At 70.7% G+C, this 21,139-nt stretch carries 20 protein-coding genes; 5 read left to right on the plus strand and 15 right to left on the minus strand.

What is annotated here, in order from left to right; all coding sequences use genetic code 11:
• Window positions 1-168 precede the first annotated feature (168 nt).
• Window positions 169-1,653: an AlkA N-terminal domain-containing protein gene (locus ACWV17_RS16950; protein ID WP_455360385.1), complete on the plus strand. Its 1,485-nt coding sequence runs from the start codon at window positions 169-171 to the stop codon at window positions 1,651-1,653.
• Window positions 1,654-1,663: 10 nt separating this feature from the next.
• Window positions 1,664-2,173, plus strand: coding sequence for a methylated-DNA--[protein]-cysteine S-methyltransferase (locus ACWV17_RS16955; protein WP_455360386.1), 510 nt, complete (start codon window positions 1,664-1,666; stop codon window positions 2,171-2,173).
• 16 nt (window positions 2,174-2,189) lie between these two features.
• On the opposite strand, the gene ACWV17_RS16960 is transcribed toward ACWV17_RS16955, so the two are convergent.
• The 3 genes from ACWV17_RS16960 to ACWV17_RS16970 all read right to left on the minus strand — a co-directional run bounded on the left by ACWV17_RS16960 (window position 2,190) and on the right by ACWV17_RS16970 (window position 4,636).
• Window positions 2,190-2,945: an SIR2 family NAD-dependent protein deacylase gene (locus tag ACWV17_RS16960; protein WP_455360387.1), complete on the minus strand. Its 756-nt coding sequence runs from the start codon at window positions 2,943-2,945 to the stop codon at window positions 2,190-2,192.
• A gap of 67 nt (window positions 2,946-3,012) precedes the next feature.
• The gene (locus ACWV17_RS16965) at window positions 3,013-3,501 is read right to left on the minus strand and encodes an NUDIX domain-containing protein (protein ID WP_455360388.1); all 489 of its coding nucleotides are present in this window, start codon (window positions 3,499-3,501) and stop codon (window positions 3,013-3,015) included.
• A 28-nt stretch (window positions 3,502-3,529) separates the two neighbouring features.
• The gene (locus ACWV17_RS16970; protein ID WP_455360389.1) at window positions 3,530-4,636 is read right to left on the minus strand and encodes an ADP-ribosylglycohydrolase family protein; all 1,107 of its coding nucleotides are present in this window, start codon (window positions 4,634-4,636) and stop codon (window positions 3,530-3,532) included.
• A gap of 95 nt (window positions 4,637-4,731) precedes the next feature.
• Between ACWV17_RS16970 and ACWV17_RS16975 the strand changes: the two genes are divergently transcribed.
• Together ACWV17_RS16975 and ACWV17_RS16980 are read left to right on the plus strand one after the other, a co-directional pair.
• Window positions 4,732-4,947: a hypothetical protein gene (locus ACWV17_RS16975; protein WP_455351677.1), complete on the plus strand. Its 216-nt coding sequence runs from the start codon at window positions 4,732-4,734 to the stop codon at window positions 4,945-4,947.
• A 91-nt stretch (window positions 4,948-5,038) separates the two neighbouring features.
• Complete coding sequence (locus tag ACWV17_RS16980; RefSeq protein ID WP_455351676.1) at window positions 5,039-6,193, plus strand: glycerate kinase; 1,155 nt, start codon at window positions 5,039-5,041, stop codon at window positions 6,191-6,193.
• Window positions 6,194-6,292: 99 nt separating this feature from the next.
• On the opposite strand, the gene pssA is transcribed toward ACWV17_RS16980, so the two are convergent.
• From pssA to ACWV17_RS17025, 9 genes are all read right to left on the minus strand, one after another.
• Window positions 6,293-7,114 carry a CDP-diacylglycerol--serine O-phosphatidyltransferase gene (pssA, locus tag ACWV17_RS16985; protein ID WP_455351905.1) on the minus strand — a complete coding sequence of 274 codons (822 nt, stop codon included), beginning with the start codon at window positions 7,112-7,114 and terminating at the stop codon, window positions 6,293-6,295.
• Between the two features lie 22 nt (window positions 7,115-7,136).
• The gene (locus ACWV17_RS16990; protein ID WP_455351675.1) at window positions 7,137-7,784 is read right to left on the minus strand and encodes a phosphatidylserine decarboxylase; all 648 of its coding nucleotides are present in this window, start codon (window positions 7,782-7,784) and stop codon (window positions 7,137-7,139) included.
• 169 nt (window positions 7,785-7,953) lie between these two features.
• Window positions 7,954-9,159 carry an acyl-CoA dehydrogenase family protein gene (locus tag ACWV17_RS16995; protein WP_455351674.1) on the minus strand — a complete coding sequence of 402 codons (1,206 nt, stop codon included), beginning with the start codon at window positions 9,157-9,159 and terminating at the stop codon, window positions 7,954-7,956.
• Between the two features lie 2 nt (window positions 9,160-9,161).
• Window positions 9,162-9,689, minus strand: coding sequence for a MaoC family dehydratase (locus ACWV17_RS17000; RefSeq protein ID WP_455360390.1), 528 nt, complete (start codon window positions 9,687-9,689; stop codon window positions 9,162-9,164).
• Window positions 9,690-9,692: 3 nt separating this feature from the next.
• Window positions 9,693-10,658 carry an HpcH/HpaI aldolase/citrate lyase family protein gene (locus tag ACWV17_RS17005; protein ID WP_455360391.1) on the minus strand — a complete coding sequence of 322 codons (966 nt, stop codon included), beginning with the start codon at window positions 10,656-10,658 and terminating at the stop codon, window positions 9,693-9,695.
• Window positions 10,655-12,679: a protein meaA gene (locus tag ACWV17_RS17010; RefSeq protein ID WP_455360392.1), complete on the minus strand. Its 2,025-nt coding sequence runs from the start codon at window positions 12,677-12,679 to the stop codon at window positions 10,655-10,657. Before ACWV17_RS17010 ends, ACWV17_RS17005 begins: the two co-directional genes overlap by 4 nt.
• A 9-nt stretch (window positions 12,680-12,688) precedes the next feature.
• Window positions 12,689-14,026 (minus strand): crotonyl-CoA carboxylase/reductase, encoded by a 1,338-nt coding sequence (gene ccrA / locus ACWV17_RS17015; RefSeq protein WP_455351670.1) that lies wholly within the window; start codon window positions 14,024-14,026, stop codon window positions 12,689-12,691.
• Between the two features lie 340 nt (window positions 14,027-14,366).
• On the minus strand, window positions 14,367-15,179 hold the full coding sequence (locus tag ACWV17_RS17020) for a TetR family transcriptional regulator (RefSeq protein ID WP_455360393.1): 813 nt from the start codon (window positions 15,177-15,179) through the stop codon (window positions 14,367-14,369).
• 127 nt (window positions 15,180-15,306) lie between these two features.
• Window positions 15,307-17,115 (minus strand): 3-hydroxyacyl-CoA dehydrogenase family protein, encoded by a 1,809-nt coding sequence (locus ACWV17_RS17025; RefSeq protein ID WP_455360394.1) that lies wholly within the window; start codon window positions 17,113-17,115, stop codon window positions 15,307-15,309.
• Between the two features lie 341 nt (window positions 17,116-17,456).
• Between ACWV17_RS17025 and ACWV17_RS17030 the strand changes: the two genes are divergently transcribed.
• On the plus strand, window positions 17,457-18,032 hold the full coding sequence (locus tag ACWV17_RS17030; protein ID WP_455360395.1) for a HEAT repeat domain-containing protein: 576 nt from the start codon (window positions 17,457-17,459) through the stop codon (window positions 18,030-18,032).
• Here the strand turns inward: ACWV17_RS17030 and ACWV17_RS17035 are convergent.
• From ACWV17_RS17035 to ACWV17_RS17045, 3 genes are all read right to left on the minus strand, one after another.
• Complete coding sequence (locus ACWV17_RS17035) at window positions 17,981-18,532, minus strand: N-acetyltransferase family protein (protein WP_455360396.1); 552 nt, start codon at window positions 18,530-18,532, stop codon at window positions 17,981-17,983. The genes ACWV17_RS17030 and ACWV17_RS17035 overlap by 52 nt on opposite strands.
• Window positions 18,533-18,759: 227 nt before the next feature.
• Window positions 18,760-19,335, minus strand: coding sequence for an SRPBCC family protein (locus tag ACWV17_RS17040; RefSeq protein ID WP_455360397.1), 576 nt, complete (start codon window positions 19,333-19,335; stop codon window positions 18,760-18,762).
• Window positions 19,336-19,420: 85 nt separating this feature from the next.
• Window positions 19,421-21,013, minus strand: coding sequence for an alpha/beta hydrolase (locus ACWV17_RS17045; RefSeq protein WP_455360398.1), 1,593 nt, complete (start codon window positions 21,011-21,013; stop codon window positions 19,421-19,423).
• Window positions 21,014-21,139: the final 126 nt, after the last annotated feature.

The following is a 21,139-nucleotide window of genomic DNA, read 5'->3' on the forward strand; positions in this document are numbered from 1 at the left end:
AAGGCCCTCACCTGTTCAAGATCCCTCAGCCGAGACCTGGCTCACCCGTCCACAACCTCCCAGGACAGAACACCTAGTCCGCACCGGGGCTCGCGGCGGTCCTGGCAGGGCGGGGTTGATGTCGGAAATCCGCCAGCCCAGGCACCGGACGTGCCCGATCCTTGAAGCATGCACACCGATACCGAGCGTTGCGTACGCGCCGTGCGGTCGAAGGACGCCCGCTTCGACGGCTGGTTCTTCACCGCCGTCCTGACCACCCGGATCTACTGCCGTCCGAGCTGTCCGGCCGTGCCGCCCAAGGTCGAGAACATGACCTTCCTGCCGAGTGCGGCCGCGTGCCAGCAGGCCGGCTTCCGCGCCTGCAAACGCTGCCGCCCCGACACCAGCCCCGGCTCCCCGGAGTGGAACGCCCGCGCCGACGCCGTAGCCCGCGCGATGCGGCTCATCCACGACGGCGTCGTCGATCGCGACGGCGTCCCCGGGCTCGCCGCCCGGCTCGGCTACTCCACCCGGCAGATCGAGCGGCAGCTGCGTGCCGAACTGGGCGCCGGGCCTCTCGCGCTGGCTCGCGCCCAGCGGGCCCAGACCGCCCGTCTCCTCATCGAGACCACCACCCTGCCCATGGCGGACATCGCCTTCGCGGCTGGATTCTCCTCGATCCGTACTTTCAACGACACGGTCCGCGAGGTCTTCGCACTCACCCCCGGCGAACTGCGCACCCGCTCGGCCGGCGGCCGGGCCGCGCCGCAGGCCCCCGCCCGGACCCCGGGCGTGCTCTCCCTGCGGCTGCCGTTCCGCGCCCCGCTCAACCCCGACAACCTCTTCGGGCACCTGGCCGCCACCGCCGTGCCGGGCGTGGAGGAGTGGCGCGACGGCGCGTACCGGCGCACGCTGCGCCTGCCGTACGGAACCGGCGTCGTCGCCCTCGCCCCGCGGCCCGACCACATCGCCTGTCAGCTGGCGCTCACCGATCTGCGTGATCTCACCCTCGCCATCAATCGCTGCCGCCGGCTGCTCGACCTCGACGCCGACCCGGTCGCCGTCGACGACCAGCTGCGCACCGACCCGCTGCTCGCCCCGCTCGTGGACAAGGCGCCCGGCCGCCGGGTGCCGCGTACCGTCGACGCCGCGGAGTTCGCGGTACGGGCGGTGCTCGGCCAGCAGGTCTCCACGGCCGCCGCGCGTACCCACGCGGCCCGGCTGGTCACCGCCCACGGACGGCCGGTCGAGGACCCGGCCGGCGGGCTGACCCATCTCTTCCCGTCGCCGGAGGCCCTGGCCGCCCTCGACCCGGAGGCGCTCGCCCTGCCGCGCAGCCGCCGCACCACCCTGACCACCCTGGTCGGCGCGCTCGCCGACGGATCACTGAAGCTCGGCTCCGACAGCGACTGGGAGCAGGCCCGCGACGGGCTCGCCGCGCTCCCCGGATTCGGTCCCTGGACCGTCGAGGTGATCGCGATGCGCGCGCTCGGCGACCCGGACGCCTTCCTGCCCACCGACCTCGGCATGCGGCGCGCCGCCCGGGAACTGGGCCTGCCCTCCACCCCCGCCGCGCTCACCGCCCGCGCGGCCCGGTGGCGCCCCTGGCGGGCGTACGCCGTCCAGTACCTCTGGGCCACGGACAGCCACCCCATCAACCACCTGCCGGCCTGAGGAGTCCGCCATGTTCACATCCACCAGGCAGTACACCGTCACCGACAGCCCGTACGGTCCCCTCACCCTCGTCGCGGCCGACGGCACGCTCTGCGGCCTCTACATGGCCGGTCAGCGCCACCGGCCGCCGGAGGAGTCCTTCGGCGTGCCCGGCCAGAGCCCGTTCACCGAGGTGATCCGCCAGCTGGAGGCCTATTTCGCGGGCGGCCTCAAGGAGTTCGACCTGCCGATGGAACTGGCCGGCACGGCCTTCCAACGCAGCGTCTGGGACCAGCTGCGGCAGATCCCGTACGGCGAGACCTGGTCGTACGGCGAGATCGCCGCACGCCTCGGCAAGCCCGGCGCGTCCCGGGCGGTGGGTCTGGCCAACGGCAAGAACCCGATCGGGATCATCGTCCCCTGCCACCGGGTCATCGGGGCGTCGGGCGGCCTCACCGGCTACGGCGGCGGACTCGACCGCAAGCAGCGGCTGCTGGCGTTCGAACGGGGCGAGGACACGACCGGCACCGTCCTGTTCTGAACGAGTCCGGACGTGTCTAGATGTGCCCGGCCGACAGCCGCTTCAACAGGGCGGGCAGCGCGGTGCCGATCCGTTCGCGTACCACCTCGTCCGCCGCGTCGTCGTACGGCGTGGGCTCGGCGTTCACCACCACCAGGCGCGCCCCGTGCTCGGCCGCGATGCCGGCCAGCGAGGCGGCCGGCTGCACCTGGAGGCTGGTACCGACCGCGATGAACACCTCGCACGCCTTCGCGATCGACATCGCCTCGCCCAGCACCACCGGGTCGAGCCGTTCACCGAACATGACAGTCGCCGACTTGAGGATGCCGCCGCACTCCAGGCAGGGCGGGTCGTCCTCACCCGCCGCGACCCGGGCGAGCGCGTCCTCCATCGAGGAGCGCACCTTGCAGCGCGTGCAGGTCACCGCCCGTGCCGTGCCGTGCAGTTCGAGCACCTTACGGGCCGGCAGGCCGGCCAGCTGGTGCAACCCGTCGACGTTCTGGGTGAGCACCCGCACCGGCGTGCCGGAGCGCTCCAGCTCCACGACGGCGTGGTGCGCGGCATTCGGCTGGGCCCGCAGCGTCGGGCTGTTGCGGCGCATCTGCCAGGAGCGGCGGCGGATCTCGGGGTCGGCCATGTAGAAGTCGTACGTGACCAGCCGCTCGGCCGCCGGGTCGCGCCGCCACAGACCGTCCGGGCCGCGGTAGTCCGGAATGCCGGAGTCCGTGGAGATCCCGGCACCGCTGAGGAGGGCGACGAGGGGCTTGCGGGACGTGGTCGCGTGCTCGCTCATGCGGTGAGCGTACGCAGCCGCGTCCGCGCCCGGCGAGCCGTTTTGGGCGCCGCCGGGCGCGGGAGGATCAGCGCGCCGGCCGGCCGTCCTCCAGTTCCACCGCGCCGGTGCCCGCCGCCAGTGCGGCGTACGCCGCCCGGACCCGCCCCGCCAGCGTCCCCTTGAGGTACGCGTCCAGCTCGTCGACGGCCACCAGCCGCCAGGAGATCAGCTCCTCCTCCTGGAGCCGGATGGCTGCGAGCTGCCGCTCGTCCAGCACCCCGCCGTCGTACACGTACGCGACGATCGGCGGCCGCTCGGGTCCCGCCACCCAGTCGACGGCCAGCAGCGGGCCCAGGTCCACGTCCAGCCCGATCTCCTCGACCGTCTCCCTGCGCGCGCCCTGGCGGGGCGTCTCGCCCAGGTCGGACTCGATCGTGCCGCCGGGCAGCACCCAGCCCTCGCGGTAGTTCGGCTCGACGAGCAGGACACGCCCCTCGGCGTCCCGGAAGAGGGCGGCGGCCCCGGCCAGGACGCGGGGGAGGCCGACGATGTACGTGGCGTAGTCCAGGGTCACCCCGACAGACTAGGTTCTGTCCGGGCGATCAGGCGGGAGCCCAGCATGATCGGCCGGACAGGGATCCGGTGGCGGCGGCCAGCCGGGCGGTGCGGTCGGCCAGTTCGGCGATGCCCGAGCCGTCGAAGCCGAACACCGCGCTGCGCACCCGGTCCTCCAGCGGCTCGGTCCACTGCGGCGGGATCGCCGCCGCGCCGCACAGCACCCCGGCCACCGAGCCGGCCGTCGCCCCGTTGGAGTCGGTGTCCAGCCCGCCCCGGACTGTGAGGGCGATGGTGCGGGTGAAGTCGCCCTCGCCGTACAGCAGTCCGGCGGTGATGACGGCGGCGTTCGGCACCGCGTGGATCCAGCCGAGGCCGCTCGTCTCGGCCTCCAGCTCGGTGAGCGTACGGTCCCAGCTCAGCCCCGCCGCGTGCAGGGCGACGGTGCGCCGGACGGTGCGGGCGAGCCGGCTGCTTGCCGGGATACGGGCGAGCCCGGCCTCGACGGCGGCGCGCGGGCCGGGCGCGGTGAAGGCGGCGGCGATCATCGCCGCCGCCCACATCGCCCCGTACACGCCGTTGCCTGTGTGCGAGAGCACGGCGTCGCGGCGGGCGAGGGAGGCGGCCCGGTGCGGGTCGCCGGGAGAGGTCCAGCCGAAGATGTCGGCGCGGATGAGTGCGCCGATCCACTCCTGGTACGGGTTGTCGAGGGTGGCCGTCAGCGGCGGCTTCAGCCCGTTGGCGAGATTGCGGTACGTGGCCCGCTCCGCCGTGAACGTCTGGAGGTACGGCAGACGCAGCAGCCACAGTTCGCCGACCTGTTCGGTGGTGAACGCGAACCCGTGTGTCTCCAGCAGGTGCAGGCCGAGGATCGCGTAGTCCACGTCGTCGTCGCGGCAGCTGCCGCGGATCCGGCCTCGTACGCAGTCCCGCCACTCGGGCCGGAAGTCGAACTCCCCGGGCGGGGCCGGGGGATCGAGCTCCGGCAGATAGTCGGTGAGCGGGAGCGCGTCGGCGCGCCGCAGATAGCGGTCGATACGGTCGCGCGTCCAGTAGTCACCGAGCTCCACCGGCTTCCCGAGCATGTTGCCGGCGATCCGGCCGAGCCAGCCGCCGTGGATCCGGTCGGCCATCCGCGTGCCTTGAGGAGTCATGCCCCGGGTCTACCCGCTTCGCGCGGCTCCGCATGGGAGATTTCTACTTGTTTCGGATGATTGATGATCAGAGGTTCAGAGGGGAGGGCCGGGCGATGAAACGCCGTACGGCCGTGCTGGCCGCGCTTGTGGTGGCGGGAGCGGCGGCCGGGTCGCCGGCCGTGGCCGCGGACACCACGTTCGGGCCGCTGGTGAGCACCGGGGACGTCGATCTGCTCGAGGACGTACTCGAGCACATCAGCGTGCCGGCGGGTGAAGGCAGCCGCGCGGTGCACCAGATGTACGACTCGCGCGCGGGCGCCGCGGACTGAGACGCCGGTATCGCGCAGTGGGCAGGCACCCCCTCCTGCCGATAGGGTCGGGGCGGCGCGACTGCACGTTCGATAGCAAGGGATTAACAAGGTGACGGACGGAGCAGTAACTGAGGCCGCGCGCGTGCTCATCGCCGCGGACAAATTCAAGGGCTCGCTCACGGCCGTACAGGTCGCCGAGCGGGTGACGGCCGGGCTGCGCAAGGCCGCCCCCGGCGTGCAGGTGGAGACCCTGCCCGTCGCGGACGGCGGAGACGGCACGGTCGCCGCGGCGGTGGCGGCCGGGTTCGAACGCCGGGAGGTACGGGTCACCGGCCCGCTCGGCGAGGAGCGGACCGCGGCGTTCGCCCTCCGCGACGGCACGGCGGTGGTGGAGATGGCGGAGGCGTCCGGCCTCCAGCACCTCCCCGAGGGCGTCTTCGCGCCGCTCACCGCCACGACGTACGGCTCGGGCGAACTGCTCCGCGCCGCGCTCGACGCGGGCGCCCGCCAGATCGTCTTCGGCGTCGGCGGCAGCGCCACGACCGACGGCGGCGCGGGCATGCTGGCGGCGCTCGGCGCGCGGTTCCTCGACGCGGACGGCGAGCCGGTCGGCCCCGGGGGCGGGCCGCTGCGCGAGCTGGCCACGGCCGATCTGTCCGGCATCGACCCGCGGTTCGCCGAGGTGGACCTCGTGCTGGCGAGCGATGTCGACAATCCGCTCACCGGTCCCAAGGGGGCGCCCGCGGTCTACGGACCGCAGAAGGGTGCCTCCCCGGAGGACGTCGCCACGCTCGACGCGGCGCTGGCGCATTTCGCGCAGGTCCTGGAGAAGTCGGTCGGCCCGGCGGCCGCCGAGTACGCGCTCTCGCCGGGCGCGGGCGCCGCGGGCGGCATCGGCTACGGCGCGCTCGTCGCGCTGGGCGCGAGCTTCCGGCCCGGTATCGAGGTGATGCTCGACGTACTGGGCTTCGCCCCCGCGCTGGCCCGGGCCACGCTCGTCATCACGGGCGAGGGCTCGCTCGACGAGCAGACCCTGCACGGCAAGGCGCCGGCGGGCGTCGCCGCGGCCGCGCGTGCCGAGGGCAAGGAGGTCGTCGCGGTCTGCGGCCGGCTCGCGCTGGCTCCGGAGGCGCTGGGCAGGGCGGGCATCCGCCGTGCGTACGCCCTCACGGAGATCGAGCCGGACACCGCCCGCTGCATCGCGGAGGCGGGCCCCCTGCTGGAACAGCTGGCGGAAAACATCGCCAGGGACTTCCTGTCCTGACCCACCCGGGCCCCTTTCGCCCCGGTCGCCGGGGCGGGTCCTGAAAAACGGTGAGGCCCCGAGTGCAGCGCACTCGGGGCCTCACCGTTTCGTACCGGACTACGGCAGCTCCGCTGCCCGCGCCTCGCGGCGGTTGTGGCGGAACGTGTTCACCCTGCGCGTCGTCGCGAAGAGCGGGATCACCGCGCCCATGACCACCTGCAGCACACAGCCGGTCTGGAGCAGGAACTGGCCGCCCGGCGCGTCGAACGCCCACGCCGCCAGCAGACCCATCGCACCGACGATCCAGCTGAGCATCGCCACCGCGAGGATGCCCCGCGGCTTGGGGTACTCGACCCGGCTCACCATCAGCCACGCCACGCCGATGATCGCGAGCAGCGTCGGGATGAAGGGGAGCTCGAGCAGGACGATCGAGACGACCGTCAAGGCGCCGAAGGGGCTCGGCATGCCCTGGAACATGCCGTCCTTCAGCGTCACGCACGAGAATCTCGCAAGCCGCAGCACCACCGCCAGCAGCACCACGATCGCCGCCAGTGCCGACACCCGCTGGTGCGCGTCGTCCGCGACCATGCCGTACACGAGCACGAAGTACGCCGGGGCGAGGCCGAAGCTGATCAGGTCGGAGAGGTTGTCCAGCTCCGCGCCCATCGGCGAGCTGCGCAGCTTGCGCGCGACCAGCCCGTCGCACAGGTCGAAGATCGCCGCGAGCAGCATCAGGATCACGGCGGTCGCGGCGCTGTGCCGCGCCATGCCGGTCTCCTCGCTGCCCGTGAGGTGCGGGATGAGGATCCCGGTGGTGGTGAAGTACACCGCCATGAATCCGCAGGTGGCGTTACCGAGCGTGAGCGTGTCCGCTATCGACAGCCGCAGTGACAGCGGCATGTCCTCGGCTTCGTCCGCGTCCTCGTCGGCCTCCGGCACCCAGCCGGCCTGAGTCTCCGGATCAGTCACGGTCAATTCGAGTCACCCCCGCGGTGGTGGTCTGGCCGACCTCGACCGCGACATCGACACCTTCCGGCAGGTAGATGTCGACGCGCGAGCCGAAGCGGATCAGACCGATCCGCTCGCCCTGCTCCACCTTGGTGCCCTGCGGGATGTACGGGACGATGCGCCGGGCGACCGCACCCGCGATCTGCACCATCTCGATGTCGCCGAGCTCGGTGTCGAAGTGCCAGACAACGCGCTCGTTGTTCTCGCTCTCCTTGTTGAACGCGGGGACGAACCCGCCGGGGATGTGCTCGACCGACGTCACAGTGCCCGCGAGGGGCGCGCGGTTGACGTGCACATTCAGCGGGCTCATGAAGATCGCGACGCGGGTGCGCCCGTCCTTCCACGGCATGATGCTCTGCACCACACCGTCGGCTGGCGAGATGACCCGGCCCTGGGTGATCTCACGCTCGGGGTCGCGGAAGAACCAGAGCATGCCCGCCGCCAGAGCGGTGGTGGGCACGGCGACGGCAGCCCATCGCCCGGACTTGCGAGCCCGGGCGAGGCTGAGCGCCGCGGTGGCGACGGTCGGCAGAAGCCACGGCGATGCTCCGCGCGCGAGGCGGACGCGGCCGCGTGGTGCAGAGGTTTGGCTGTGGGGCATGGATGACCTTCGTAGCGGATGATGCCGCGCAGGCAACGGGGGACGGCGGCTTTCCGGCGATGCTATCGGTTGAGTGCAACAACTGGGCAAGCCAGAAGCCGAGTCGGCGGCCTGAAGTCGATAACAGGGTGTGATCTTCTTCGCGGTAAAATCCCCACAAAGAGGTCTTTCAGCCCTGGAACCGGTACTCCTCGAGCAACCGCCGCCCAATGATCATTTTCTGGATCTCGGCGGTACCTTCGCCGATGAGCAGCATCGGAGCCTCCCGGTAGAGACGCTCGATCTCGTACTCCTTCGAGAACCCGTACCCGCCATGGATACGGAACGCGTCCTCGACGACCTCCTTGCAGTACTCGGAGGCGAGGTACTTCGCCATCCCTGCTTCGAGGTCGTTTCGTTCTCCGGAGTCCTTTTTGCGCGCTGCGTTCACCATCATCGCATGGGCGGCCTCGACCTTGGTAGCCATCTCGGCCAACTTGAACTGGATCGCCTGATGCTGGGCGATCTGCTTTCCGAAGGTCTGACGCTGCTGGGCGTAGGAAACTCCCAGCTCGAAGGCACGCTGTGCGACGCCGCAGCCACGCGCCGCCACATTCACCCGGCCGACCTCGACACCGTCCATCATTTGGTAAAAGCCTCGGCCCGTGGTGCCGCCGAGTACACGATTGGCCGGAATGCGCAGTCCGTCCATGATGAGTTCCGTGGTGTCGACACCCTTGTAACCCATCTTGTCGATCTTCCCCGGGATGGTCAGGCCCGGACGGACCTCACCGAAGCCCGGCTCCTTCTCGACGAGGAAGGTCGTCATCGACTTGTGCGGCGCGGTGCCCTCGGGGTGTCCTTCGTCACTCCGGCACAGCACGGCCACCAGATTCGACGTGCCGCCGTTCGTCAGCCACATCTTCTGGCCGTTCAGGACGTACTCGTCGCCGTCCCGCACGCCCTTGGACGTGATCGCCGACACGTCGGAGCCCAGGGCCGGCTCGGACATCGAGAACGCGCCGCGCACCTCGCCCAGCGCCATCCGCGGCAGGAAGGTGTCCTTCTGCTCCTGCGTGCCGTGCTGCTTGAGCATGTACGCGACGATGAAGTGCGTGTTGATGATGCCCGAGACGGACATCCAGCCCCGCGCTATCTCCTCGACGCACAGCGCGTAGGTGAGCAGCGACTCGCCCAGGCCGCCGTACTCCTCCGGGATCATCAGCCCGAACAGGCCGAGTTCCTTGAGGCCTTCGACGATCTGCGTCGGGTACTCGTCGCGGTGCTCCAGCTCGGTCGCGACCGGGATGATCTCCTTGTCGACGAAGTCCCGGACCGTGGCCAGGATTTCCTGCTGGATGTCAGTCAGACCATGGGTCTGGGCGAGTCGGCTCATGGCTACTTCTCCTGGTTCTTCTTCGGAGTGTCCAGCAGCTCCGGGCGGCCGGGCTGCTCGCCGCCGCGCTCCTTGATGTACGTCTCGGTCGGGACCATCACCTTGCGCCGGAACACGCAGACGAGGGTGCCGTCCTGCTTGTAGCCCTTGGTCTCGACGTAGACGATCCCGCGGTCGTTCTTCGACTTCGACGGGGTCTTGTCGAGCACGGTCGTCTCGCCGTAGAGGGTGTCGCCGTGGAAGGTGGGCGCCACGTGCCTCAGCGACTCGATCTCCAGGTTGGCGATGGCCTTGCCGGAGACGTCCGGAACCGACATGCCCAGCAGCAGCGAGTAGATGTAGTTGCCGACGACGACGTTCTTGCCGAAGTCGGTGGTCTTCTCGGCGTAGTTGCTGTCCATGTGCAGCGGGTGGTGGTTCATGGTGAGCAGGCAGAAGAGGTGGTCGTCGTACTCGGTGACCGTCTTCCCGGGCCAGTGCTTGTAGATGGCACCGACCTCGAACTCTTCGTACGTACGTCCGAACTGCATCGCTTACGCCTCCGGGGCTTCGAACTTCGAGGTGCGCTGCATGCCGGCCGCGCGTCCCTTGCCCGCGATCACGAGCGCCATCTTGCGGCTGGCCTCGTCGATCATCTCGTCGCCGAGCATCGCCGAGCCCTTCTTGCCACCCGCCTCCGAGGTGCACCACTCGTACGCGTCGAGAATCAGCTCCGCGTGGTCGTAGTCCTCCTGCGAGGGCGAGAAGACCTCGTTGGCGGCGTCGACCTGACCCGGGTGCAGCACCCACTTGCCGTCGAAGCCGAGGGCGGCGGCGCGGCCGGCGACCTCGCGGTACGCGTCCACGTCGCGGATCTGCAGGAACGGGCCGTCGATGGCCTGGAGGTCGTGCGTGCGGGCCGCCATCAGGATGCGCATCAGGATGTAGTGGTACGCGTCCGCCGGGTAGCCGGGCGGCTGCATGCCCACGACCAGGGACTTCATGTTGATGGAGGCCATGAAGTCGGCCGGGCCGAAGATGATGGTCTCCAGGCGCGGCGAGGCGGCGGCGATCTCGTCGACGTTCACCAGACCCTTGGCGTTCTCGATCTGCGCCTCGATGCCGATCTTCCCGACCTCGAAGCCCATCGTCTTCTCGATCTGGGTGAGCAGGAGGTCGAGGGCGACGACCTGCTGGGCGTCCTGGACCTTCGGCAGCATGATGCAGTCGAGGTTCTGGCCGGCGCCCTCGACGACCGTGATGACGTCGCGGTACGTCCAGTGCGTCGTCCAGTCGTTGACGCGCACGACCCGCGTCTTGCCCGTCCAGTCGCCGTTGTTCAGCGCGTCGACGATCGTGTGCCGGGCGCCTTCCTTGGCGAGCGGCGCACACGCGTCCTCCAGGTCCAGGAAGACCTGGTCGGCCGGCAGCCCCTGGGCCTTCTCCAGGAAGCGCGGGTTGGAACCCGGTACGGCCAGACAGGAGCGGCGCGGACGCAGACGGTTGACGGGGGTACTCATGCGGGGACCTCCAGAGGGTCGAGCTTGTTCGCTTTCCGGATCTCGTCGACGATACGGCCGATGATCTCCGTAATCCCGAAGTCCTTCGGGGTGAATACTGCGGCCACTCCGGCCGCACGCAGTTCCTGGGCGTCGGCGTTCGGGATGATCCCGCCCACGATCACCGGAATGTCGGCGGCACCCGCCTCGCGCAGCCGGGCCAGTACGTCCGGCACCAGCTCGGCGTGCGAACCGGACAGGATCGACAGCCCGACGCAGTGCACGTCCTCGGCGAGGGCCGCGTTGACTATCTGCTCGGGCGTCAGCCTGATGCCCTGGTAGACCACCTCGAACCCCGCGTCGCGTGCCCGTACGGCGATCTGCTCGGCGCCGTTGGAGTGCCCGTCCAGGCCGGGCTTGCCGACCAGCAGGCGCAGCCGGCCGGCGCCCAGCTCGTCCGCCGTACGGGACACCTTCTCCCGTACGACGGCGAGCGGGGTGCCCGCCTCGGCGGTGACCGCGACCGGGGCGCTGCTGACGCCCGTGGGGGCGCGGAACTCGCCGAAGACGTCCCGCAGCGCCCAGGACCACTCGCCGGTCGTGACGCCCGCGCGGGCGCATTCGACGGTGGCGGCCATCATGTTGGCGGTGCCCGCGGCGGCCTTCTTCAGCGCGGCCAGCGCCTCGGTGGCACGGGCCTCGTCGCGGTTGTCCCGCCACTCGTGCAGCTTGGCGACGACCCGTGCCTCGTTCGCCGGGTCGACCGTCATGATCGCGGTGTCGAGATCGGCGGTGAGGGGGTTGGGCTCGGTGGTCTCGTAGATATTGACCCCGATGATCTTCTCGTCGCCGGCCTCGATCCGCGCCCGCCGCTCGGCGTGCGAGGAGACCAGCTGCGACTTGAGGTAACCGGACTCGACGGCCGCCATCGCGCCGCCCATCTCCTGGATCCGGTCGATCTCGGCGAGGCATTCGTCGACCAGCGAGGACACCTTGGCCTCGATGACGTGCGACCCCGCGAAGATGTCCTCGTACTCCAGCAGGTCCGACTCGTGCGCGAGGACCTGCTGGATACGCAGTGACCACTGCTGGTCCCAGGGCCGGGGCAGGCCCAGCGCCTCGTTCCAGGCCGGCAGCTGGACGGCGCGGGCGCGCGCGTCCTTGGAGAGGGTGACGGCCAGCATCTCCAGCACGATGCGCTGGACGTTGTTCTCCGGCTGCGCCTCGGTCAGGCCCAGGGAGTTGACCTGGACGCCGTACCGGAAGCGGCGCTGCTTGTCGTTCTCGATGCCGTACCGCTCGCGGGTGACCTTGTCCCAGATGCGGCCGAAGGCGCGCATCTTGCACATCTCCTCGATGAAGCGGACGCCCGCGTTCACGAAGAAGGAGATGCGGGCGACGACATCACCGAACTTCTCCGCCGGCACCTGGCCGCTGTCCCGGACCGCGTCCAGGACGGCGATGGCCGTGGACATCGCGTACGCGATCTCCTGCACCGGCGTGGCGCCCGCCTCCTGCAGGTGGTAGCTGCAGATGTTGATCGGGTTCCACTTGGGGATGTGCGCCACCGTGTACGTGATCATGTCGGTGGTCAGCCGCAGCGACGGGCCGGGCGGGAAGACATGCGTCCCGCGCGACAGGTACTCCTTGACGATGTCGTTCTGCGTCGTCCCCTGGAGCTTGGTGGCGTCGGCGCCCTGCTCCTCCGCCACCACCTGATAGAGCGCCAGCAGCCACATCGCCGTGGCGTTGATCGTCATGGACGTGTTCATCTGTTCCAGCGGGATGTCCTGGAACAGCCGCCGCATGTCGCCCAGATGCGAGACCGGGACCCCGACCCGGCCCACCTCGCCGCGGGCGAGGATGTGGTCGGGGTCGTAGCCGGTCTGCGTCGGCAGGTCGAACGCGACCGACAGTCCGGTCTGACCCTTGGCGAGGTTGCGCCGGTAGAGCTCGTTGGACGCCTCGGCGGTCGAGTGACCGGCGTACGTCCGCATGAGCCAGGGCCGGTCCTTCTGACGGTCCTTCTGACGCTCAGTCATCGTGGACTCTCAGACGTTCCGGAAGCGGTTGATGGCGTCGATGTGCTTCTCGCGCATCTCCTGGTTGCGGACGCCCATGCCCTCGCGGGGTGCGAGCGCCAGCACGCCGACCTTGCCCTGGTGCAGGTTGCGGTGCACGTCGTACGCGGCCTGGCTGGTGTCGTCGAGCGAGTAGACCTTCGAGAGGGTGGGGTGGATCTTGCCCTTGGCGATCAGGCGGTTGGCCTCCCACGCCTCGCGGTAGTTGGCGAAGTGCGAGCCGATGATGCGCTTGAGCGACATCCACAGGTAGCGGTTGTCGTACTCGTGGTTGTAGCCCGAGGTGGAGGCGCAGGTGACGATGGTGCCGCCCTTGCGGGTGACGTACACCGAGGCGCCGAAGGTCTCGCGGCCCGGGTGCTCGAAGACGATGTCCACGTCCTCGCCGCCGGTCAGTTCACGGATCTGCTTGCCGAAGCGCTTCCACTCGCGGGGGTCCTGGTTGTGCTCGTCCTTCCAGAACTTGTAGCCCTCGGCGCTGCGGTCGATGATCGCCTCGGCGCCCATCGCGCGGCAGATGTCCGCCTTCTGGTCGCTGGACACCACACAGATCGGGTTGGCGCCGCCGGCCAGTGCGAACTGGGTGGCGTACGAACCGAGTCCGCCGCTCGCGCCCCAGATCAGCACGTTGTCGCCCTGCTTCATGCCGGCGCCGTTACGCGAGACCAGCTGGCGGTAGGCGGTGGAGTTGACCAGGCCCGGGGCCGCCGCCTCCTCCCAGCTGAGGTGCTGGGGCTTGGGCATCAGCTGGTTGGACTTGACGAGGGCTATCTCGGCGAGGCCGCCGAAGTTGGTCTCGAAGCCCCAGATGCGCTGCTCGGGGTCGAGCATCGTGTCGTTGTGGCCGTCCGAGGACTCCAGCTCGACCGAGAGGCAGTGCGCGACGACCTCGTCGCCCGGGCGCCAGGCGTTGACGCCGGGGCCGGTGCGCAGCACGACGCCCGCGAGGTCGGAGCCGATGACGTGGTACGGCAGGTCGTGGCGCTTGGTGAGCGGCGAGAGCTTTCCGTACCGCTCCAGGAAGCCGAAGGTGGACACCGGCTCGAAGATCGAGGTCCAGACGGAGTTGTAGTTGACCGAGCTGGCCATGACGGCCACCAGGGCCTCGCCCGGGCCGAGCTCGGGGACTGCCACGTCCTCGACGTGGATGGACTTGCGCGGGTCCTTGTCGCGGCTGTCGACGCCGGCGAACATGTCGGCCTCGTCCTTGTGCACGGTCACCGCGCGGTACGACTCGGGGATGGACAGGGCCGCAAAGTCTGCGGCGGTGCTGTCGGTCGCCTGAATGGCGTCCAGGATTTCCTTCACGGTTTGCCTCCGGCGAAGCGCGTTGCGGGGAACGCTTGGGGGGACGTCGGGGGTGCCATCGGTTCGGCGGGTGGTGCGTGAGCGCGGTAGCGCGAAGGGTGCCTGGTGACGCAGGCGGTCCGGGCACGCAGGCCGTGCGGCTTGCGGGGACAGCCGGCGTACGAGTGATCTCTGCACGCCGGCCGCCCGGACCCCTTCAACGTATGGCACCGCGTGTCAGGTGACAAGGCACTGCGTGCCAATATTTTCGCGCAGATGTCACCCGTCCGCCACACATGAGCAACAACGGCCGCCCCGTCGGGGCGGCCGTTGCGTAGGGTGTCCGGTCGGTTGTGCTGAGTCAGCTCTGCTTCAGGGCCCGCTCGATCGTGCGCATGACCTCGTCCAGCGGGGCGTCCGTGCGCGCCACCGCCACCAGGACCTCGCCCTCCGTACGCACCGCCGCCGGGGCGGGCTGTGGGGAGGCGCCGGCGGTGCGGCCGGCTCCTATCCCCGTACCGAAGGTGTCCCGGACGATCGCGAAGGCGTGGTCGAGCTGGGCCTCCACATCGCCCTGACCGCCCGCCCGCAGCCAGCGGCGCAGCACATGGTTGTGCGCGGTGACGACCGCGGACGCGGCCACCTCGGCGAGCAGCGGGTCGTCGTTGTCGTCGTGGTGGTCGTGCTCGTCGAAGTGGCCCAGCAGATAGCGCGTGAACAGCCGCTCGTAGCGGGCCACCGAGGCGATCTCGCGCTCCCGCAGCGTGGGTACCTCGCGGGTCAGCCGGTAGCGCTCCACGGAGACGGCGGGCGACGCCGCGTACATCCGCATGACCTCCTTGATGCCCCGGCACACCGTGTCGAGCGGGTGCTCGTGCGGCGGGGCCGCGTCCAGCACTGCCTCGGCCCTGATCAAGGTGTCGTCGTGGTCGGGGAAGATCGCCTCTTCCTTGGAGCGGAAGTGCCGGAAGAAGGTCCGGCGGGCGACCCCGGCCGCGGCCGCGATCTCGTCGACCGTCGTCGCCTCGTACCCCTTGGTCGCGAAGAGCTCCATGGCGGCTGTCGCCAGTTCGCGGCGCATTTTGAGCCGCTGTGCGGCTGCGCGACTGCCGGCGGCACTTTCCGGAGCGTCGGACGCGGAGGCGGTACGGGGGGACTTGGCGGACTGGGACATGAGCTGAACGTACTGCATTCGTGCAGGAGAGCGCGTCTGTGGGGCCGGATGCGGGGGCGGATGCGGGGCCGGATGCGCGGGCGGGCTGCCGTAGGGATCGAGCAGCCCGCCCCACTCCGGCCGCGGTTCAGCGCCGGGCATACTCGCGGAAGCCGCGGCCCGTCTTGCGGCCGAGGCAGCCCGCCGCGACCAGGTGCTCCAGCAGCGGCGCGGGCGCCAGGCCCGGGTCGCGGAACTCGCGGTGCAGCACCTTCTCGATCGCGAGGGAGACGTCCAGGCCCACGACGTCGAGCAGTTCGAACGGACCCATCGGGTAACCGCCGCCGAGCTTCATCGCGGCGTCGATGTCGTCGAGCGTCGCGTAGTGCTCCTGCACCATCTTGATCGCGTTGTTCAGGTACGGGAACAGCAGCGCGTTCACGATGAAGCCGGCCCGGTCACCGCAGTCCACCGGGTGCTTGCGGATCTTCGCGCAGACCTCGCGGACCGTGGCGTGGACGTCGTCCAGGGTGAGGACCGTGCGCACCACCTCGACCAGCTTCATGGCCGGGGCCGGGTTGAAGAAGTGCATACCGACGACGTCCTGCGGGCGCGAGGTGGCGCGCGCGATGGCGACGACGGGCAGCGAGGAGGTGGTGGTGGCCAGCACCGCGCCGGGCTTGCAGACCTTGTCGAGCGTCGCGAAGAGCTGCTGCTTGACGTCCAGGTCCTCGGCCACCGCCTCGACGGCCAGATCGACGTCGGCGAAGGCGTCCAGCGAACCGGCCGCGGTGATCCGGGCGAGCGTCTCGTCCCGGGCCTCGGCGGTCAGCCGGCCCTTGTCGACCGAGCGGGCCAGCGACTTGGCGATCCGGGCCTTCGCCGTCTCCGCCTTCTCCGGGCTGCGGGCCGCGAGCACCACGCCGTAACCGGCCTTCGCGAAGACCTCCGCGATGCCGCTGGCCATGGTGCCGGAGCCGGCCACGCCGACCGAGGCGACGGTACGGCCCGCCCCGAGCTCCGCGCTCTCCAGCGGCGTGAGCGCGTCCCGGACCACGGTCGAGCTGCCCGGCTCCGCGTAGGTGTAGAACCCGCGGCCGGACTTGCGGCCGGTCAGGCCCGCCTCGCTGAGCTGCCCCAGGATCGGCGCAGGTGCGTGCAGCCGGTCGCGGGAGTCGGCGTACATCGCCTCCAGGACGGTACGGGCGGTGTCGACGCCGATCAGGTCGAGCAGGGCCAGGGGACCCATCGGCAGGCCGCAGCCCAGCTTCATCGCGGCGTCGATGTCCTCGCGGGAGGCGTACTTGGCCTCGTACATCGCGGCGGCCTGGTTGAGGTAGCCGAACAGCAGGCCGTCGGCGACGAAGCCGGGCCGGTCGCCGACCGCGACGGGCTCCTTGCCCAGGTCACGGGCGAGCTGGGTGACGGCCTCGACGGCCTGCGGCGCGGTCAGCACGGACGAGACCACCTCGACCAGCTTCATCGCCGGGGCCGGGTTGAAGAAGTGCAGGCCCAGCACACGCTCGGGGTGGGCCGAGTCGGCGGCGAGCCGGGTCACCGACAGCGCGTTGGTGCCGGTGGCGAGAATGGCGGTCGGCTTGACGACCGCGTCCAGCCCCGCGAAGACCTGGTGCTTGATCTCGTAGGACTCGGGGACGACCTCGATCACCAGATCGGCGTCGGCCGCGGCCTGGAGCTCGGAGAAGGTGCGGAACCGGGACAGCAGATCCCGGCGTTCCTGCTCGGTGAGCCGCTCACGCTCCACGGCACGGGCGGTCGAGGCCTCCAGGGCGGCGACGGCCTGACGGTCGGCCGCCTCGCTGACGTCGATACCGATGACCTCACGGCCGGCACGGGCCAGGACCTCGGCGATGCCGGTGCCCATGGTGCCGAGACCGACGACGGCGATGGTGTTCAGGGGGGCTGCGGGACTGGGCGGGGTGGACTGACGGTCCATCGCGGGACTCCAGTGATGAGTGACGACTGGGAGGAGAGGGGCACACGCATCGCGGGAACGCGAGAAAACGCGAACAGGCGCACGGCATGCGGGCGTTGTGTGTCGTGGTGAGTGCCGACGGACTCTGTCCCGGAGTCACGTCGCAAAGAGGTACCGAACCGACTGGCACTCGAAGGCGGCTGCGTCACCAGGCCGCCCTGAGTTGAGCTTGCGGTCGTACGGCCGAGGGTCTGGCCGCATCGAATCGCTCGTATGAGCTTAACCGGCGGGTAACGAGCGCGCCACCCCCCGGGAAACGTGATCTGCGCCGCATCGCGGCCCGCGGTCCGTACGCTGGCGCCATGGGTGGGGAGCTGCGGGAGCTGACGGTCCGGATCAGGCGGGAAGCGAGCGTACCGGCCGAACTGGCCGTGTACGAGCAACTGGTCGCGACGGGCGATCACGACGTGCTCGCCGGGGTGCTCACCGCGACCGGCCGGCCGCTGTGGGCCAGGGAGCTGGCCGCCTTCCGGCTCGGCTGCGCCGGCGACCGCCGGGCCTTCGAGACGCTGGTGCTGCTCCTCAACCACCGCGAACCGGAGCGCTGCGCCTCCGCCGCGTACGCGCTGGCGCGGCTCGGCGACCCGCGCACCGCCCGGGCGGCCGCCGCCCTCGCCACCAACACGCTGCGCACGGCGTACGCGCTGCATCCGGTGCGGCTGCTGACCGAACTGCGGGCGCCCGAGTCCGTACCCGCGCTGACCGCCACCCTGCGGCGGCTGCTGTCCCCGCAGGAGCCGTACTGGCGCGTCGCCCTGGCGTGCGTGGAGGGCCTCGGCATGCTCGGCGACCGGCGGGCGGAGGCGGTCCTCAGCGAGGCGCGGGATCACCCCCGGCTGGGGGAGGCGGCGGCCGAGGCGCTCAGCCGCCTCGTGTAGCGCACCTCGGGGACGGCGACCCCGTCGACGTCGAAGGACTCCTCCGCCCCGTCGGGGGCGAAGCCGGCCTTCTCGTAGAAGCGGCGGGCGCGGGAGTTTCCGGTGAGGACCCACAGCAGCAGGGCGGGGTGGCCGTGAGCGGTGGCGCGCGTCAGCGTCTCGTCCATCAGGGCGCGGCCGGCCCCGGTCGAGAAGTGCCCGGGGTGGACGTAGAGGGCGTACAGCTCGCCGTCGCCGGAGTCGTCTCCGTCCCCGCGGTACGGGCCGTAGCAGGCCCAGCCGACGACCTCACCGTCCCGCTCCGCGACCAGGTTGACGACGCCGGGCCCGGCCCTGGCGAGGTGGGCGCGGCGCCTGACCGCGTCCTGCTCGACGCTCATCGCGTCGAGGTACGCCTGCGGGACGAGCCCGGCGTACGCGCGCTGCCACCCACGCACCCGGGCCTCGGCCACCGCCGCGCAGTCGTCGCCGGTCATGGGCCGTATACGTAGGTCGTCCATGCGGCCGCACCCTATCCGGGGGCCAGTCTGCGCTGTCGGCGTACGCATGGGCTCCCGCGGGCCGGGCGGAGTCTGCCCGGTGGAGTAGAGGGGACCGACGGGGACGTCGGGCAGCCCAGCTCTCAGTGCGTCTCATGACGGGGCGGACCCCGAGCCTCCGGGGGCGAGAGTGCAGTAGTCGGCCTCGGTGAAGATGATGACCGTCGAGCGTCCTGCCGAGAAGCGGGTCAGGCCTTCTCGAGGACCGTCTTCAGCTGCGACATCATCATGATCCAGCCTCCGCTGACACCCTCGAGCATCTTGGAGTCGGCCGAGGTGAAGCCGTCGTGGGTGATGGTCAGCTTCATGCCCAGCTCCGGCACCTCGGCCGGCTCGATGTCGAAGGCGACCTTCGAACGCTCCTTGGTCGCCTCGGCGAACTCCGCGTCGCTCATGCCGAACATCTCCTGGTGCATCCGCTGCAGGGTGTGCCAGGTGTAGGCGAGCCGCTTGCCGGGCTCCGCCTCGGTGACGACCTGGCCGAGGTCCTGCGGCTCGCCGCCGTCCTCGACCGGCCACAGCACCTTCGAGCCGACCTTCCAGTCGGAGGAGGGCGCCCAGCCGCCGTGGTACTGCTTCAGGAACTCCGGGCTGGTCAGCCCCTCCCAGAGCTCCTCGGGCGTGGTGTGGATGTAGATCGTGTAGACGAACTCGGGCTTGCTCATCGCCGTTCCTTCCAGGGCGTGCTTCAGGTTGCTGAGCGCGGCCATCCGGCCCCGCTCGTACTGGCCGATCCAGCGGTCAGCAATATCGTGGATGGGCACGGGGTTGAGGTAGTGCAGCCTCAACCATTTGGTTGCATGTCAAACCGGCGGGTAGCGGCGCTCAGACTGGGCCCGCCGCGGCTTCTCAGGACCGGAAGCCCAGCAGGCCGTGCAGCGCTGCGCCTCCCTTGGCGCCGGGGCCGGCCGCCTTCGTCGCCGGCAGTGGCTTCGGCTCGGGCAGGGCGTCGCAGACCGCGTCCGCCGCGGCGCCGGCAGCCCCGCGCGGCACCGTGCCGGTGGCCAGATAGTCCGCCAGATACCGGTCCACGCAGGCGTTTCCGCTCAGCGAGATGCCGTGGTTTCCGCCGCCCTGCTCGACCACCAGGCTGGAGCCGCGCAGCTTGCGGTGCACCCGGACGCCGCCTTCGTACGGAGTCGCCGCGTCGTCGCTCGCCTGGAACAGCAGCACCGGCGGCAGCGAGGCGTTCGACACGTCGGGCGGGGTGAGCGACGGGGTGCCCCAGAACGCGCACGGGGCGTTGTACCAGGCGTTGTTCCAGGCCATGAAGGGTGCCTTCGCGTGCACCTGCCACATGTCGCGGCGCCAGGTGTTCCACGCGCGCGGCCAGGCGGCGTCCCGGCACTGCACCGAGGCGTAGACGCTGTAGCCGTTCTCGCCCTCCGCGTCGACGGCACCGAACTTCTCGTACGCCTCGACCAGCGGGACTTCGTCCTTCTTGCCGACGCCGCCGCTCGCGTACGCGGCGAACGCCCCGGCCAGGTGCGGCCAGTAGCCGTTGAAGTAGCCGCCGGGCATGAAGGTGTCCTCCAGCTCCGACGGGCCGACCTTCCCGCCGGCCGGGTTCTTCGCGAGGGCCGCGCGCATGCGGTACCACTTCGCCTCGACCACCGCGGGGTCGGAGCCGAGGTTGTACGTACGGTCGTGCCGGGCCACCCACGCCATGAACGCCTTGTGCCGGGAGTCGAAGGCGTAGTCCTGCGCGAGGTTCGCCTCGTACCAGACACCCCCCGGGTCGACGATCGAGTCGAGCACCATCCGCCGCACCCGCTGCGGGAAGAGCTTGGCGTACACCGCGCCGAGGTAGGTGCCGTAGGAGTAGCCGAAGTAGTTGATCCGCGGGGCGCCCAGCGCCTGCCGGACGAGGTCCAGGTCCTTGGCCGTGCTCACGGTGTCGATGTGCTTCAGCAGACTGCCGTACTTGGTGGCGCAGGCCCGCGCGAAGGCCTGGACCCGCTGGAGATTGGCCAGCTCGTCCGTGATGCCGAGCGGTACGGAGTTGGGCCGGACCGGCGCGGAGTGGCCCGGCCCGCAGTTGAGCGCCGGCTTGCTCTTGCCCACGCCGCGCGGGTCGAAGCCGACCACGTCGTACTGCGCCGCGACGTCCTTGGGCAGCGAGGAGGCGACGAAGCCGGCCAGCGTGAGGCCGCTGCCGCCCGGCCCGCCGGGGTTGACCAGCAGCGGGCCCTGCGACTTCGCGGCGGTGTGCGGGACGCGCGACAGCGCGAGGGTGATCTTCTCGCCGCGCGGGCGGGCGTGGTCCAGCGGAACCTCGACCGAGGAGCACTGGAGGGTCGGATGGCTCTTGGTGGCGCAGCCGGTCCACTTCAGGGTGGTGCGCGGCGCCGCCGGGCCGGTACTCGCGGCGGACGGAGCGGCGGTGACCGTCCCCGCCATCACCGCGGCGACGCCGAACAGAACTCCTGCGCGCTTCTTCATGGGGCCTCCCGGCCGACAGGGTGCTGGGCTGTGGGCGCACAGCCCAGGCCGCATCGTCCAGGAATCCGTGCCCGGGAAAGAGCGGTTCTGCAGATAATTGGCCCGATTTGATGAGGGGAGGAGGGT

Source organism: Streptomyces mabaensis, from assembly GCF_053763515.1.

Bases quoted from the DNA above. Each gene is read 5' to 3' on its own strand.
- ACWV17_RS16950 (WP_455360385.1), top strand. From the start codon at position 169: ATGCACACCGATACCGAGCGTTGCGTACGCGCCGTGCGGTCGAAGGAC.
- ACWV17_RS17020 (WP_455360393.1), bottom strand. From the start codon at position 15,179: ATGTCCCAGTCCGCCAAGTCCCCCCGTACCGCCTCCGCGTCCGACGCT.
- ACWV17_RS17045 (WP_455360398.1), bottom strand. From the start codon at position 21,013: ATGAAGAAGCGCGCAGGAGTTCTGTTCGGCGTCGCCGCGGTGATGGCG.
- ACWV17_RS16970 (WP_455360389.1), bottom strand. From the start codon at position 4,636: ATGACTCCTCAAGGCACGCGGATGGCCGACCGGATCCACGGCGGCTGG.
- ACWV17_RS17035 (WP_455360396.1), bottom strand. From the start codon at position 18,532: ATGGACGACCTACGTATACGGCCCATGACCGGCGACGACTGCGCGGCG.
- ACWV17_RS17010 (WP_455360392.1), bottom strand. From the start codon at position 12,679: ATGACTGAGCGTCAGAAGGACCGTCAGAAGGACCGGCCCTGGCTCATG.
- ACWV17_RS16975 (WP_455351677.1), top strand. From the start codon at position 4,732: ATGAAACGCCGTACGGCCGTGCTGGCCGCGCTTGTGGTGGCGGGAGCG.
- ACWV17_RS16995 (WP_455351674.1), bottom strand. From the start codon at position 9,159: ATGAGCCGACTCGCCCAGACCCATGGTCTGACTGACATCCAGCAGGAA.
- ACWV17_RS17030 (WP_455360395.1), top strand. From the start codon at position 17,457: ATGGGTGGGGAGCTGCGGGAGCTGACGGTCCGGATCAGGCGGGAAGCG.
- ACWV17_RS16990 (WP_455351675.1), bottom strand. From the start codon at position 7,784: ATGCCCCACAGCCAAACCTCTGCACCACGCGGCCGCGTCCGCCTCGCG.
- ACWV17_RS16960 (WP_455360387.1), bottom strand. From the start codon at position 2,945: ATGAGCGAGCACGCGACCACGTCCCGCAAGCCCCTCGTCGCCCTCCTC.
- ACWV17_RS17000 (WP_455360390.1), bottom strand. From the start codon at position 9,689: ATGCAGTTCGGACGTACGTACGAAGAGTTCGAGGTCGGTGCCATCTAC.
- ACWV17_RS17005 (WP_455360391.1), bottom strand. From the start codon at position 10,658: ATGAGTACCCCCGTCAACCGTCTGCGTCCGCGCCGCTCCTGTCTGGCC.
- ACWV17_RS17025 (WP_455360394.1), bottom strand. From the start codon at position 17,115: ATGGACCGTCAGTCCACCCCGCCCAGTCCCGCAGCCCCCCTGAACACC.
- ACWV17_RS16955 (WP_455360386.1), top strand. From the start codon at position 1,664: ATGTTCACATCCACCAGGCAGTACACCGTCACCGACAGCCCGTACGGT.